At 64.4% G+C, this 14,189-nt stretch carries 15 protein-coding genes; 9 read left to right on the top strand and 6 right to left on the bottom strand.

The features are described from left to right. Window positions 1-13 precede the first annotated feature (13 nt). A complete protein-coding gene (locus tag AAFN84_RS09055) occupies window positions 14-634 on the bottom strand; it encodes a hypothetical protein (RefSeq protein ID WP_347514231.1) in 621 nt (206 codons plus the stop codon). Window positions 635-712: 78 nt separating this feature from the next. On the opposite strand from AAFN84_RS09055, the gene AAFN84_RS09050 reads away from it, so the two are divergent. The 8 genes from AAFN84_RS09050 to AAFN84_RS09015 all read left to right on the top strand — a co-directional run bounded on the left by AAFN84_RS09050 (window position 713) and on the right by AAFN84_RS09015 (window position 7,922). Then, complete coding sequence (locus AAFN84_RS09050) at window positions 713-1,420, top strand: type 1 glutamine amidotransferase (protein ID WP_347514230.1); 708 nt, start codon at window positions 713-715, stop codon at window positions 1,418-1,420. A gap of 131 nt (window positions 1,421-1,551) precedes the next feature. Continuing rightward, window positions 1,552-1,848 carry a co-chaperone GroES gene (gene groES, locus AAFN84_RS09045; protein WP_347514229.1) on the top strand — a complete coding sequence of 99 codons (297 nt, stop codon included), beginning with the start codon at window positions 1,552-1,554 and terminating at the stop codon, window positions 1,846-1,848. Window positions 1,849-1,921: 73 nt separating this feature from the next. After that, window positions 1,922-3,565 carry a chaperonin GroEL gene (groL, locus tag AAFN84_RS09040; protein ID WP_347514228.1) on the top strand — a complete coding sequence of 548 codons (1,644 nt, stop codon included), beginning with the start codon at window positions 1,922-1,924 and terminating at the stop codon, window positions 3,563-3,565. A gap of 131 nt (window positions 3,566-3,696) precedes the next feature. Beyond that, window positions 3,697-3,876, top strand: coding sequence for a CsbD family protein (locus AAFN84_RS09035; RefSeq protein WP_347514227.1), 180 nt, complete (start codon window positions 3,697-3,699; stop codon window positions 3,874-3,876). A gap of 249 nt (window positions 3,877-4,125) precedes the next feature. After that, entirely contained in the window at window positions 4,126-5,520 is a 1,395-nt protein-coding gene (locus AAFN84_RS09030; RefSeq protein ID WP_347514226.1) for an MATE family efflux transporter, read from the top strand. Window positions 5,521-5,529: 9 nt separating this feature from the next. Then, complete coding sequence (locus AAFN84_RS09025) at window positions 5,530-5,961, top strand: YqaA family protein (RefSeq protein WP_347514225.1); 432 nt, start codon at window positions 5,530-5,532, stop codon at window positions 5,959-5,961. A gap of 77 nt (window positions 5,962-6,038) precedes the next feature. Further along, a complete protein-coding gene (gene fumC, locus AAFN84_RS09020; RefSeq protein WP_347514224.1) occupies window positions 6,039-7,424 on the top strand; it encodes a class II fumarate hydratase in 1,386 nt (461 codons plus the stop codon). 120 nt (window positions 7,425-7,544) lie between these two features. Continuing rightward, window positions 7,545-7,922 carry a DoxX family protein gene (locus tag AAFN84_RS09015; RefSeq protein WP_347514223.1) on the top strand — a complete coding sequence of 126 codons (378 nt, stop codon included), beginning with the start codon at window positions 7,545-7,547 and terminating at the stop codon, window positions 7,920-7,922. 90 nt (window positions 7,923-8,012) lie between these two features. Here the strand turns inward: AAFN84_RS09015 and hisG are convergent, their stop codons facing one another. From hisG to hisS, 3 genes are all read right to left on the bottom strand, one after another. Continuing rightward, on the bottom strand, window positions 8,013-8,708 hold the full coding sequence (gene hisG, locus AAFN84_RS09010) for an ATP phosphoribosyltransferase (RefSeq protein ID WP_347514222.1): 696 nt from the start codon (window positions 8,706-8,708) through the stop codon (window positions 8,013-8,015). After that, window positions 8,705-9,820, bottom strand: coding sequence for an ATP phosphoribosyltransferase regulatory subunit (locus tag AAFN84_RS09005; RefSeq protein ID WP_347514221.1), 1,116 nt, complete (start codon window positions 9,818-9,820; stop codon window positions 8,705-8,707). Before AAFN84_RS09005 ends, hisG begins: the two co-directional genes overlap by 4 nt. A gap of 282 nt (window positions 9,821-10,102) precedes the next feature. After that, entirely contained in the window at window positions 10,103-11,689 is a 1,587-nt protein-coding gene (gene hisS, locus AAFN84_RS09000; RefSeq protein ID WP_347514220.1) for a histidine--tRNA ligase, read from the bottom strand. Window positions 11,690-11,993: 304 nt separating this feature from the next. On the opposite strand from hisS, the gene AAFN84_RS08995 reads away from it, so the two are divergent. Next, window positions 11,994-12,176 (top strand): hypothetical protein, encoded by a 183-nt coding sequence (locus tag AAFN84_RS08995; RefSeq protein ID WP_347514219.1) that lies wholly within the window; start codon window positions 11,994-11,996, stop codon window positions 12,174-12,176. 1 nt (window position 12,177) lies between these two features. Here AAFN84_RS08995 and AAFN84_RS08990 read toward each other — a convergent pair whose 3' ends face one another. Then, on the bottom strand, window positions 12,178-12,873 hold the full coding sequence (locus tag AAFN84_RS08990) for a metallophosphoesterase (RefSeq protein WP_347515088.1): 696 nt from the start codon (window positions 12,871-12,873) through the stop codon (window positions 12,178-12,180). Between the two features lie 53 nt (window positions 12,874-12,926). Next, window positions 12,927-14,075 carry an alpha-hydroxy acid oxidase gene (locus AAFN84_RS08985; RefSeq protein ID WP_347514218.1) on the bottom strand — a complete coding sequence of 383 codons (1,149 nt, stop codon included), beginning with the start codon at window positions 14,073-14,075 and terminating at the stop codon, window positions 12,927-12,929. Window positions 14,076-14,189 lie beyond the last annotated feature (114 nt).

Raw genomic sequence — 14,189 nt, 5'->3', positions numbered from 1 at the left:
TGACGGACCTGGGTCAAGCGGGCATGTGGGCGCCAGTTGCATGCCAGAGCGGTTCGTATCCCGCCTTAAGGGCCATGACGTTTGCCATCGGCGTGAGCAGCAGTGCAGCTTCCGGGAGCGAGCGGGCAGGTCCGTAGCCCGAAAAGCTCCATGGCATAGCCGTCCCGTAGCGTACCATGAACGCACTGTCGCCAATGCCGATCGCCGTGCCGTCGGGAAGGGCGGCGATTTCCGTTGCGTCGAGCCGTGGCCGGCTCGTCGTGCGCTGTTCGTGCACCGTCGCGTCCAGCGCTGGCGCGTTCGGCTTGCCGCTGCAGGCGAGGAAAACCGCCGCCGCTTCCCTTCGGCAGTAGAAACAGGGGCGATGGCCTGCGGCGAGTGCGGTGACTTCGTCGAGGAAGAAGAGTTCCGTCCAGCCGGGGCCGCCGGAAGGGGCGTTGCGCCCCATCGGGTCGCGCTTCACGCCGCGCGGATGCTCGAGCGTGCAGATGATCCATGCCTTTGTCGTCCAGCGTCGTGACAGCAATGTCCTCGTTTGCGGGTCATGGATGACGCCGCGATTGCCGGTGAACAGGCCGCGCGCCGCGACGGCATGGATGCGGCCCGATGGATCGACGCGGTTCTGCAGCGGCACCGGCTTCTCCTTTGCTGCGTGGGTTTCCTCATGCTATCGCTCGCGCGCCCGGCTGACACCACCGATATGGAAGATTTGATGCGCGTTCTCGTTGTCCAGAATTTCGAAGGGACAGGTCTTGGCCAGGTCGGCAGGGCACTCGCGGAACGGGACGCGGACATTCATCTGCTGCGGGCCGACCGGCAGGCGGCCATTCCGCGCAGGCCCGAAGGCTACGACGCGCTGATCGTGCTCGGTGGCGGCCAGAACGCCCTTGCTGACGACGCCTGTCCGTGGCTGCCGGCGCTGTGCGATCTGATGCGGGCCTTCGCCGAAGCCGGCCGCTCGGTGCTCGGCATCTGCCTCGGCAGCCAGCTTCTTGCCCGTGCCTATGGCGCGGAAAACATCATCGGTGGAGCGTCGGAATTCGGCTGGCGCCAGGTGGAACTCAACGAGGACGGCGAAGCCGATCCGCTGTTTGCCGGCGTCGACGCCGCGTTCCCGATCTTCGAGTGGCACGACGACACCTTCATCCTGCCGCGCGGCGCGGTGCGCCTGGCCGGCAATCTCGACGTCCACAACCAGGCATTCCGCGTTCGGCGCGCCGCCTACGGCATCCAGTTCCATTTCGAGGCCGACACCGCTCTCGTCGCGCAGTGGAACAGCGTGTTCGAAGACTGGCTTGCCGATCGCCAGCCCGACTGGCACATGCGACACCCCGAGCAGGCAAAGCGTTTCGGGCCAGCGGCCGACACGGCCGGTCTTGCGATCGCGCGCAACTGGGTTCGCACGATCATTCCGGCCTGATGATCTTGACTCGTTTCGCCACAATCACTATCTGGGCGTCACGTTAGCACTCACCAAAAGGGAGTGCTAACCGATATCCGGCTCCGCCGGATGGAGGAAATCCCTTTTTATCCTTATCGAGGACACCAGAGATGGCAAAGTCGAAATTCCGCCCGCTCCATGACCGTGTGGTCGTTCGTCGGGTCGAGTCCGAGGCGAAGACCGCCGGCGGCATCATCATTCCGGACACTGCCAAGGAAAAGCCGCAGGAAGGCGAAGTCATCGCCGTCGGCTCCGGCGCTCGTGACGAAGCTGGCAAGCTCGTCCCGCTGGACGTCAAGGCCGGCGACCGCGTGCTGTTCGGCAAGTGGTCCGGCACCGAAGTCAAGCTCAATGGCGAAGACCTTCTGATCATGAAGGAATCCGACATCATGGGCATCGTCGGCTGACGCCGAGACCTTCCGCATTCAATCGCATTCTGGCCTGTTCGACGTCGAACGGCTTTGAAAACAGGAGCTGAACATGGCTGCCAAAGACGTAAGATTTTCCCGTGATGCCCGCGAGCGCATGCTGCGCGGCGTCAACATCCTCGCCGACGCGGTGAAGGTGACGCTCGGCCCGAAGGGCCGCAACGTCGTCATCGACAAGTCCTTCGGCGCTCCGCGCATCACCAAGGACGGCGTCACCGTCGCCAAGGAGATCGAGCTGGAAGACAAGTTCGAGAACATGGGCGCCCAGATGGTGCGCGAAGTGGCCTCGAAGACCAACGACATCGCCGGTGACGGCACGACGACGGCAACCGTGCTTGCCCAGGCGATCGTGCAGGAAGGCCACAAGGCCGTAGCAGCCGGCATGAACCCGATGGACCTGAAGCGCGGCATCGACCTCGCCGTCACCGACGTCGTTGCGCAGCTCGCCAAGGCCACCAAGAAGATCAAGACTTCGGAAGAAGTCGCGCAGGTCGGCACCATCTCCGCCAATGGCGAGAAGGAAATCGGCGAGATGATCGCCAAGGCGATGCAGAAGGTCGGCAACGAGGGTGTCATCACCGTCGAGGAAGCCAAGACCGCCGAGACCGAGCTTGAAGTCGTCGAAGGCATGCAGTTCGACCGCGGCTACCTGTCGCCGTACTTCGTCACCAACCCGGACAAGATGGTTGCCGAGCTGGAAGACGCCTACATCCTTCTCCACGAGAAGAAGCTCTCCAACCTCCAGGCGATGCTGCCGGTTCTGGAAGCCGTCGTTCAGACGTCCAAGCCGCTCGTCATCATCTCCGAGGACGTAGAGGGTGAGGCTCTGGCCACGCTCGTCGTCAACAAGCTGCGTGGCGGCCTCAAGATCGCTGCCGTCAAGGCTCCGGGCTTCGGCGATCGCCGCAAGGCCATGCTCGAGGACATCGCGATCCTGACCGGTGGCCAGGTGATCTCGGAAGACCTCGGCATCAAGCTCGAGAACGTCGGCCTGAACATGCTGGGCCGCGCCAAGAAGGTGCAGATCTCCAAGGAGAACACCACCATCGTCGACGGCGCCGGCAAGAAGGCCGAGATCCAGGGCCGCGTTGCCCAGATCAAGCAGCAGATCGAAGAGACCACGTCGGACTACGACAAGGAGAAGCTGCAGGAACGCCTTGCGAAGCTCGCTGGCGGCGTTGCGGTCATCCGCGTCGGCGGTGCGACCGAAGTCGAGGTCAAGGAAAAGAAGGACCGCGTCGATGACGCCCTAAACGCGACCCGCGCGGCCGTCGAAGAAGGCATCGTTCCCGGCGGCGGCACCGCGCTGCTGCGCGCTTCGGCCAACCTGAAGGTCAAGGGCGAGAATGCCGACCAGGAAGCCGGCATCAACATCGTCCGCCGCGCCCTGCAGGCTCCTGCCCGCCAGATCGCGACCAACTCGGGTGACGAGGCTTCGATCGTTGTCGGCAAAATCCTCGACAACAAGTCGGCTACCTTCGGCTACAATGCCCAGACCGGCGAATACGGCGACATGATCGCCAACGGTATCGTCGATCCGACCAAGGTCGTTCGCACGGCGCTCCAGGATGCCGCTTCGGTTGCCGGCCTGCTGGTCACCACCGAGGCCATGATCGCCGAGGCTCCGAAGAAGGATAGCCCGATGCCGGCAATGCCCGGCGGCGGCATGGGCGGTATGGGCGGCATGGACTTCTAAGAAGTCCGTAACGCTGAAAGTTCGAAGGGGCGGCAGCGATGCCGCCCCTTTCTTTTGGCCTGCGGCAACCAAATGCTGTCCTTACCGTTGATGCACGCCGCAACTGTGCGGCTGCGCGAAGGAAAAGCCAGATGGTCAATAAGGATCAGGTCAAGGGTGTCGCCAAGCAGGCAAAGGGTTCCGTGAAGGAAGCCGCCGGCAAGGCGACCGGTTCGAAGAAGACCGAAGCGGAAGGCAAGGCCGAAAAGGCCGCCGGCAAGGTCCAGAAGGGTTTTGGTGACGCCAAGGACAAGGTCAAGAAGGCGCTCTGAAACGCCCCATTGACAGGCAGCACGGATTAGAGGAGTGGCGACGAGCCGCTCCTTTTTTGCATGATGGTACGGGTTTATTGACAGCCGGGAGACGCAAGCCTACGAGAGGCAAGGCACGAGGCGCCGGCCACCCGCGGCGAAAGCAATGGTGAAGCCTCGATCCGAACAGCAGTCGAAACCGACGCATCGGACGAAGGGCAATGCGGGTCCCCATCGATCTCCAACCGATGCTTGTCCGGAGACGACACAATGGCGACGCCTGATCGCGCGCACATAAATCCGTTCCTCGAGGGGCCGCTCGGCCCCCTTTTCCTGCGCACCGCCGCCCCCATAATCTTCATCATGCTGACCAACGGCGCCCAGACGCTGATCGATGCGTGGTTCCTGGGCGCCTATGTTGGGGCCGAGGCGCTGGCGGCCGTGACCCTGACATTCCCTCTTTTCATGTTGATGGCAGCGCTGTCCACGCTTGTCGCCAACGGGATGGCAAGCCGGCTCGCCCGCTCGCTCGGCGCCGGTGACATCGAGCGGGCCCGCGCAGTGTTCACTGGCGCGCACGGCTTGGCGCTCGTCATCTGTACGTTGCTGATGGTCTCGTTTGCGGCAACCGGCATTACCCTTGCCACGCGTCTGGCCAACGGCTCCGCGCAGCTTGCCGCGATGGGCCACGAGTATATCGCGATCCTGATCTGGTGCTCGCCGGTCATGTTCGTCCTCAGCGTCAATGGCGACGCGCTGCGTTGCGAAGGCAAGCTTGCCTTGATGACGTTGGCGACGGTGTTGGTCTCTGCCGCCAACATTGCCTTGACCTACCTGTTTGTGGCGGTCCTTGACTACGGGGTCAGCGGGTCTGCTGCCGGCACGGTTCTGGCGCAATTTCTGGCGTTGGTCATCGTCATCGCTTATCGCGGCTTTGGGGCCACGCGTCTGCGCTGGTCGGCGCTGCGCGCAAGGGACCTTGCCTATTCCTGGCGGGAGATACTTGCGCTTGGCGCACCGCAAAGTCTCAGCTTCATAGGGATTTCGCTTGTTTCGGTGGCGGTCATCCTTGCCGTGCAGGGCTGGGGCGGGGAGGGTTATGCGTCCACGATTGCGGCGTATGGCATCGTGACCCGACTCATGAGCTTCGCCTACATGCCGATGATGGGCATCAACATGGCGACACAGACGATCGTCGGCAACAACTACGGCGCGGGCCAATGGCAGCGCTCGGACGACGCCTTCAAATGGGGGCTGGTCGTGGCGATCGTGTATGCCGGCGCGTTCGAGGTGGTCATGATTTTCTCCGCCTCCTGGATCGGTCAACTCTTCGTCGACGATCCCCGGACCATCGCGGAACTAGGACGCATCATGCCGATAATGGTTATCCTGTACGTCGTTGCAGGCGGCATGCTCGTCCTTTCCGGCTATCTCCAGGCTATCGGCGAGGCGCGTGCGGCAATCGTGCTGACGGTCGCCCGCACCTACGTCTTCACCGTACCGCTTGTGCTGATACTGCCAGTGGCATTCGGTGAGGTGGGGATATGGTTTGCCGGTCCTACCGCCGAGTTGTTGACGGTGGTGCTCGCGGCCGCGATGTTGTGGCGCGGGCAACGCAAGCGAGGACTGCGCTGGGGCCTGTTGCGCGCGCCGGCCGAAAGGTAGTGCCGACAGGTGGTCGACCCGTCACTTCTCGCGCTCGCCATCTCCGCCTTCACCTCGGCAACGCTGCTGCCGGGCACGTCGGAGGCGGCGCTTTCCGCCCTGCATGTGGCGGGCGAAATTCCCGCATGGCGGTTGCTGCTCGTCGCCAGCACCGCCAACATCGCCGGCTCCTGCATCAACTGGGCAATGGGCCGTTTCCTCGTGCGCCATGCTGACCGCCGCTGGTTTCCGGTGTCACCGGCCCAGATGGAACGCGCGGCTGGCTGGTATGCCCGCTTCGGCTGGCCGAGCCTGCTTCTGGCATGGCTGCCCGTGGTGGGCGATCCGCTGACCGTCGTTGCCGGGTTGCTGCGCACGCCGTTCATCCTTTTCCTGATCGTGGTGGCGTTTGCCAAGACGGCGCGCTATGCAGCGTTGCTTTGGTTGATCGACATGATCTGACCAGCCGATATCAATGCCGGCCACGCCAGCCACTCGAGGTGAGCAAGCCACGCACGGCTCTGACCAGGAGACGGACAATGACCCGCACCGAAACCGATACCTTTGGCCCCATCGAAGTCGCCTCGGACCGCTACTGGGGCGCCCAGGCGCAGCGCTCGCTTGGCAATTTCAAGATCGGCTGGGAAAAGCAGCCGCTGCCGGTCGTGCGCGCGCTGGGCATCGTCAAGCGCGCGGCGGCTGAGGCCAACATGGATCTCGGCAGGCTAGACGCCGCCGTCGGCGAGGCAATCGTCAAGGCCGCGCAGGAGGTGATCGAGGGCAAGCTCGACGAGCATTTCCCGCTGGTCGTGTGGCAGACCGGCTCCGGCACCCAGTCGAACATGAATGCCAACGAGGTCATTTCCAACCGCGCCATCGAGATGCTGGGCGGCGAGATGGGGTCGAAGAAGCCGGTTCACCCGAACGACCACGTCAATATGAGCCAGTCGTCCAACGACACCTATCCGACGGCGATGCACATTGCCTGCGCGGAGGAGATCGTTCATCGCCTGCTGCCGGCGCTCAAGCACCTGCATGCGGCGCTCGACGCCAAGGCCAAGGGCTGGGAGCACATCATCAAGATCGGCCGCACCCACACGCAGGACGCCACGCCGCTGACGCTGGGCCAGGAGTTTTCCGGCTACGCCCAGCAGGTGAAGAACGGCATCGCCCGTGTGGAGTCGACGCTGGAAGGCCTGATGCAGCTTGCCCAGGGCGGCACGGCGGTGGGGACCGGCCTCAACGCGCCGATCGGCTTCGCGGAGAAGGTCGCCGAAAAGATCGCCGGCATCACGGGGCTTGCCTTTACAACGGCACCGAACAAGTTCGAGGCGCTGGCAGCACACGACGCGATGGTGTTCTCGCACGGGGCGATCAACACGGTGGCCGCGTCGCTGTTCAAGATCGCTAACGACATCCGCTTCCTCGGTTCCGGCCCGCGCTCGGGCCTCGGCGAACTGGCGCTGCCGGAAAACGAGCCCGGTTCGTCGATCATGCCCGGCAAGGTCAACCCGACCCAGTGCGAAGCGTTGACCCAGGTCTGCGTGCAGGTCTTCGGCAATCACGCGGCACTCACCTTCGCAGGCAGCCAGGGTCATTTCGAGCTGAACGTGTTCAACCCGGTGATGGCCTACAACTTCCTCCAGTCGGTCCGCCTGCTCTCGGATGCGGCGGTCTCCTTCACAGACAATTGCGTCGTCGGAATCGTCGCGCGCGAAGACAATATCGAGGCCGCTCTCAATCGTTCGCTGATGTTGGTCACGGCGCTGGCGCCGAAAATCGGCTACGACAACGCCGCCAAGATCGCCAAGACCGCGCACAAGAACGGAACCACATTGCGCGAGGAAGCGCTGGCCACCGGGTTGGTGAGCGAAGAGGAGTACGACACGATCGTGCGGCCAGAGGCGATGACGCGCCCCGGCTGAATGTGAACGCCAATTCGATGTTCGTTGGATTTCGGTGAACACTGAGTTCGCAATGCAGTGGCTTGCTGCATTGCGGCATTCCTTTATGTGAGTGCCATCAACCTCGGAGAGGCCTTTCCCATGTCAAACGACCTTACCCTTCTCGTCGCGCGCATCTTTCTCGTCGCGCTGTTCCTCGCCTCCGGCATTCCGCTGATCTTCGCGTCTGGCGGCTTCGCCGGCTACATGGGCTCGCTCGGCCTGCCCGCACCGATGCTCGTTGCCTGGATCGTCATTGCCGTGAAGGTGCTGGGCGGGCTCGCCGTCCTCGTCGGCTTCAAGACCCGCTGGGGCGCGTATGCGCTGGCCGCGTTCTCGATCGGCTCCGCCCTGCTCGGCCATACCAACTGGGCCGACATGAATGAGTTCAACAACTTCTTCAAGAACTTCGCGATTGCCGGCGGCTTCCTAGCGCTGTCGGTCGCAGGCCCCGGAGCGCTGTCGGTCGACAAGCGCTGACTGCTGCATCCATCGCTGAACATGAAGGGGCCCGGAGCGATCCGGGCCCTTTTTGCTGTCGCGGGCTGGAACGCATCAGCCGGCGGGCGGTTAAGCTCCGCGCACTGCCTTCAATATCTCTTCCAGCGTTGCGTCGTCCTGTGCGGTGCGGGCCTTCAGCGACTGCACCAGGCACGCCTCGGACTTCAGGATGACCCCGTCGTCGAGGATCTTCAGGTGGTTGGCGCGCAGCGTCGAGCCTGTCGAGGTGATGTCGACGATGACATCGGCGGAACCCGCCGCCGGCGCGCCTTCGGTGGCGCCGAGGCTTTCGACGATGCGGTAGACCTGGATGCCGTGCTGGCTGGAAAAGAACTGCTGCGTCAGCCGCCAGTATTTTGTGGCGATGCGCAGGCGGCGGCCATGGCGCTGGCGGAATTCGGCCGCGACATCGTCGAGGTCGGCCATCGTGTCGACGTCGAGCCAGGCGTCCGGCACCGCCACCACCACATCGGCGCGACCGAAGCCGAGACGCGCGCCGATCGCGACGCGCTTTTGCCATTCCGCGATCGTCTCGCGCACGAGGTCTTCGCCGGTGACGCCGAGGTCCACGGTGCCGCTGGCCAGTTCACGGGCGATCTCGGAAGCAGACAGGAAAGCGATCTCGATGTCGTCGCGGCCGTCGACGCTGGCGCGATAGCGGCGTTCGTCCTTTGGGGTGACGACCGAGAACCCCGCTTTTGCGAGCGCGGCCATCGAATCGTCCTTCAGGCGCCCTTTCGAGGGCAGGGCAAGCGTCACAGTCATGGCGCGTCTCCCCGCAGGGCTGCGATTCGATCGAGCCATACCGAGAAACCGACGCCGGGGATCGGCGTTTCGGCACCGAGCAGCGTCAGCAGCCGGTCGTAGCGCCCGCCGCCGGCGAGCGGCCGGGAACTGCCAGCCGAAATCTCGTAGACGAGGCCCGTATAATAATCGAGCGGACGGCCGAACGCGGCATCGTAGGCCACGACGCCGGTGCCGAGACCCTGCGCGGCGATCGCCTCCGCGCGCGCCGCGAAAAGCTCCATCGCCGAGCCGAGCGCCACGCCGGCGCGGCTCTCGAAGGCCGCGAGCGCGTCGGCAGCCTGCTCGAGCGGCACGCGGATCGCTAGAAAATCCTTCAGTGCATCGAACGCGTCCTTCGACAGGCGCACGCTGCGTAGCTCCGCCTTTTCGATCATGCGTCGGGCGATCGCGCCCGGCGTGCGGCCTGCCGACGGCGACAGGCCCGAGCGTTCCATCAGGCCGGCGACATGGCCGGCAAGGCCGTCGGCGTCGCCATCGAGCACCAGCGCGGCGACGGTTTCGCCGAAAGCGCTCGACCGGGTGGGGTTGGCGAGGTCGTCGAGTGCCGCGGCGAGTTGCTCGGCCGAACCGAACGCGCGCGCCAGTCGCGTGCGCCAGCCGCGCGGCAATCCGAGCGCGGCCAGGACGGCTTCGAACACGCGCTGGTCGCCCAGCGTGGCTGCAAGGTCATGTCCCGGCAGCACCCGCATCAGCAGCGCATGGGCATCGGCGAGCGAGCGCGCGTCGGCCGTCGCGATGTCGGTTTCGCCGAGATCCTCGATGCCGGCCTGGAAGAACTCCGCCTCGCCGTCGCGGCGCTGGCGGAAGACTTCGCCAAGATAACCGTAGCGGCGCGGCGTGCCGGCCTGCGCCGCAATGTGGTCGAGGCACACGGGGATGGTGAATTCCGGCCGCAGGCAGAGCGCAGCACCGGTCTCGCTTTCGGTGAGAAAGATCCGGCGGCGCAAATCCTCGCCAGCCATGTCGAGAAACGGATCGGCTGGCTGCAGAACCGCCACGTCGGCAAGGCCGGCACCGCGTTCCTCGAACAGCGCGAGGATGTCGGATGCGAAGGCGGGCAGGGCGGTCATGAGGGTGTGCCTCGCCAGGAAGCACCCCCCTCTGTCCTGCCGGCCATCTCCCCCTCAAGGGGGGAGGTGGTGTGGTTCGCAAAATGCGACGTCCACACCCTACGGCGCCCCCCTCTGTCCTGCCGGACATCTCCCCCACACGGGGGGAGATTGGCTGTGTCGATGATGGAATCAATCGTCAGCGTTGCAGGACAAGCGACAACGAAAATGAAAGCTGATCTCCCTCCTCGTGGGGGAGATGTCCGGCAGGACAGAGGGGGGCAACGTAAGGCGCCATACATATCAGACGCCCCGTTCCGCCTTCTGCTCGTCGAGCACCTTCTTGACCGCCTCGACGAGGTCGCTCTCCTTGACGGAGAATTGCGCCGGGCGGCTGTCGCGCCATTCGGCGTGGTCGGCGATGCCTTCGGCAGCCTTGGCGCCGGCGATCAGGTCCTTGATCTGCACCTCGCCATTGGCGCGCTCGTCGCCGCCCTGGATGACGACGCAGGGGCTGCCGCGACGGTCGGCATATTTCATCTGCGCCTTCATGCCGGCACCGCCGAGATACATTTCGGCGCGGATGCCGGCCTGCCGAAGCTGGCCGACCATCTTCTGGTAGCGGCCGAGGCTTTCGGTGTCCTTGTCCATGACGAGGACGACGACCGGCGCGATGACGTCTGACGTGTCGAGCTTGCCGAGGTTCTTCAGCGCCGCCGTCAGCCGCGACACGCCGATGGAAAAGCCCGTCGCCGGCACCGGCTCGCCACGGAAGCGCGACACAAGCCCGTCATAGCGCCCGCCGCCCGCGACCGAGCCGAAGCGCACGATCTCGCCCTTCTCGTTCGGTACCTCGAAGGTCAGCTCGGCCTCGTAGACGGGGCCGGTGTAATATTCGAGGCCGCGCACGACCGAAGGGTCGATGCGGATGCGGTCCATATCGTAGCCGGCATTGAGAACGAGGTTCGCAATTGTCATCAGTTCGCGTGTGCCCTCAAAAAATTTATCGTTCAGAGCAAACGGGGATGAGAGCAAGTTTTGAAGCCCGAGCGATGCGCTGACAAGGCTGTCGACGCGTTCCTGTGAAAACTCCCCGAACTTGTGTTCGAAGCGCTGAAGAAGGTCGCTCAGGAGTTCGTCAGTGGCTCTGGTGCCAAAGAGCTGAAGAAGTGCGTCGATGGCTTCGTCGTTGAGGCCGGCACCTTTTGTGAAGTCACCGCTCTCATCCAGGCGACCCTTGCCAAGCAGTTGGCGCACACCGTCGTTGCCGAATTTGTCATGTTTGTCTAATGCCCGCAGCACGCCGAGCCTGCGACCGGCATTCTCGTCGCCGCCGAGGCCGATCGCCTCCAGCACGCCGTCGAGCACCTTGCGGTTGTTGACGCGGATGACGTAGTCGCCGCGCGCGATGCCGACGGCTTCCAGCGTGTCGGCCATCATCATCGCCATTTCGGCGTCGGCGGCGACGCCCGGCGTGCCGACGATGTCGGCGTCAAACTGCATGAACTGGCGGAACCGGCCCGGGCCCGGCTTCTCGTTGCGGAACACCCAGCCCTGCCGGTAGCTGCGATAGGGCTTGGGCAACTGCTCGAAATTCTCGGCCACGAAGCGCGCCAGCGGCGCGGTCAGGTCGTAGCGCAGCGACAGCCACTGCTCGTCGTCGTCCTGGAAGGAGAACACGCCTTCGTTCGGCCGGTCCTGGTCGGGCAGGAATTTCCCCAGCGCATCGGTGTATTCCACCATCGGCTGCTCGACCGGTTCGAAGCCGTAGAGTTCGTAGACGTCGCGAATCTTCGCCGTCATTGCGTCGACGGCGCGAATGTCGCCGGAATGGCGGTCGACGAACCCGCGAGGGAGCCGCGCTTTCATCCTGTCCGCCTTGTCAGCCATGGTTTTCCGTCCGTCTTTTCTGGAGATGCGCCTCAGTCGGGGCGGGGGTTTCCTACCCGATAAGGCTGGTAGCGGCAAGGCAATGGGCGGTGTGCCGTTGCATTTGGGATACGCTCCGGCGAATCCGCTGTGGGGCCGCGTGAATCCGCTGGCGTTTTGCCGGCGGCAGGCCTATCAGCCCGGCCCGACGGTGATGGGACGAGGTGGGGACCGAATGACATTACCGTCGCTTTTTCGGGAACCAAGCCGCCCCGGGCGGATTCCTACATTCAGAAGATTTCGCAGGGTGGCCGCCGGAAACCGGATGGTAACTCTGATCAACTACAAACGCTGGATACCAACCGAGATGTCGCCTGTGAAAGCCCTGTTCCTGTCCATGTTCATGTTGTCGGGTATTCTGATGTGGGGCGCAGGCATCTATGCCGCCGATGCCGCGGGCGACCTGCCTGCCGTCGATGGCTATGGTGTCACCGCCAGCGTCGACTGACTCACGCCCGCGCTACGAGAAACCGCTTCTCCCGTCCATCGACCACCAACGCCGTCAGCGTTCCGCTGTCATAGGCGAGCGTGTCGACATTGACGCGATTGGGCATCACCTCCGGCTCGTGATGCGGCGTGTGGCCATGCACCACGACCTTTTCGAACAGCCCCGGGTGATGCAGGAACTCTCGCCTGATCCAGATCAGGTCGTGCGGGCTTTGCTCGTCGAGCGGCACGCCCGGCCGCACGCCGGCATGGCAGAAGAAGAAATCCCCGAACGACACCGACCGCTGGAGGTCACGCAGCAGCAGGAGATGGCTTTCAGGCATTGCCGCCAGCAATTGCCGATGGCTTTCGAAAAGCGCGTCGCGGTCGCTCGTGTCGAGCACCAGGCCGTAGGACGCGGCGGTGTCGAAGCCGCCATAGTCGATGAACAGGCTGGCATCCGCCGGATCGGCGAGAAAATCGAGAAAGCCCTCGTCGTGATTGCCCATCAGCGCGATCATACGTGGATCGTGCGCGCGCGCGTTTGCCAGCAGGTCGAGCACCTCGGCCGATTGCGGCCCGCGGTCGACATAGTCGCCGAGATGGATCACCCGCCAGTCGCGGGGGGCGTCGCGCGCGATCTCGGCGGCGATCAGCCCGTGCATCTTGGTCAGGCAGTCGAAGCGGCCATGCACGTCGCCGATGGCGTAGATGCGCATGCCGTCCGGCGCGGACGCGTCGAGGAAGTGGACACCCGGCGCGCCGGAGGCCGTCACGGCGCCGCCTTGCCTGGCGCCTTGTAGAGCAGGTCCGGCCCTGCGTCGGCGATGTTGCGCTTGCCGCACAATGCCAGCGTCACGTCGAGTTCCTTGCGGATGATGTCCAGCGCCAGACGCACGCCCGCCTTGCCGCCGGCGCCTAGGCCATAGAGGAACGGGCGTCCGATATAGGTACCCTTTGCGCCGAGGCACAGAGCCTTCAGCACGTCCTGTCCGGAACGGATGCCACCATCGAAATGAACCTCGATCCGGTCGCCGACCGCGTCGACGATTTCAGGCAGCACCGATATCGATGACGGCGCGCCGTCGAGCTGGCGTCCGCCATGGTTCGACACGATGATCGCGTCGGCGCCGGTGGCGGCGGCCATCCGCGCGTCCTCGGCATCGAGTATGCCCTTGATGATAAGCTTGCCGCCCCAGCGCTCCTTGATCCATTCGACATCCTTCCACGAGAGCTGTGGATCGAACTGTTCCGCCGTCCATGCCGACAGCGACGACAGGTCGGTGACGCCTTTCGCGTGCCCCGCGATGTTGCGGAAGGTGCGGCGCGAGGTTCCGAGCATACCCATGCACCATGCCGGCCGCGTCGCCATCTGCCAAATATGTTTCGGCGTGAATTTTGGCGGCGCCGAGAGCCCGTTGCGCAGATCCTTGTGGCGCTGGCCGAGAATCTGCAGGTCGGCGGTCAGCATCAGGGCCGAACAATTCGCTGCCTTGGCGCGGTCGATCAGATTGGCGACGAAGTCGCGATCCTTCATGACGTAGAGCTGGAACCAGAACGGCTTCGTCGTCACCGACGCCACGTCCTCGATCGAGCAGATGCTCATCGTCGACAGGGTGAACGGCACGCCGAATTCCTCGGCGGCCTGGGCCGCCAGCATCTCGCCATCGGCATGCTGCATGCCGGTCAGGCCCGTCGGGGCCAGCGCCACCGGCATCGCGACCGTCTGGCCGATCATCGTCGATTCCAGCGAGCGGTTGGTCATGTCGACCAGGACGCGCTGGCGCAGCTTGATGGCGGCGAAGTCCGCCTCATTGGCCCGATAGGTGCTTTCGGTCCAGGCGCCCGAATCGGCATAGTCGAAGAACATCTTCGGCACCCGCCTGCGGGCGCGCTGCTTGAGATCCGCTATGGTCAGCATGTCGTCTGTTGGTCCTCGGTCATGCCCGTTCGTCTTCCCGTGAGGGGCGGCTCCCATGCCGTTTTCCTCTGTTCGAGGGGCTGGCGGAGGTTATAAGGACTGAGTTTCGTCGGC

This window comes from Mesorhizobium sp. CAU 1741, assembly GCF_039839275.1.
Lineage (GTDB): Bacteria > Pseudomonadota > Alphaproteobacteria > Rhizobiales > Rhizobiaceae > Aerobium.
The sequence above is the reverse complement of the archived record's forward strand: the minus strand, read 5'-3'. Positions and strand labels throughout refer to the sequence as shown.